This is a genomic window from Pseudomonas sp. IT-347P, assembly GCF_949768005.1.
Taxonomy (GTDB): Bacteria; Pseudomonadota; Gammaproteobacteria; order Pseudomonadales; family Pseudomonadaceae; genus Aquipseudomonas.
Window position 1 is genome coordinate 1 of record NZ_CATKPQ010000049.1, and the last position, 216, is coordinate 216.

1 protein-coding gene is annotated in these 216 nt (G+C 62.0%); it reads right to left on the bottom strand.

What is annotated here, in order from left to right; genetic code table 11:
• Nucleotides 1-216, bottom strand: a 216-nt coding sequence (locus tag ACM6IV_RS19610; protein ID WP_414871266.1) for a hypothetical protein, incomplete at both ends; no start/stop codon positions are given.

A 216-nucleotide genomic window follows, 5' to 3' on the forward strand; every position in this document is an offset into this window, starting at 1 on the left:
GGAACCCTTCGGTTCGGTCGTGCCACGGGTCACCGTGTAGCTCACCGTCACCGGTTTGCCCAGATTGAAAGCAATCACCTTGTTATCAAGCGGAATTTCCTGTCGGCCTAACGCAGTCACCGGCCATGGGGCGGTGGTGTGCGAGCCCCCGGCCGGGGTTCCCGGTGCACCGGTCCAGGTGACAATGATCTCGTCGCCGACAAGCATGCCGTCGTA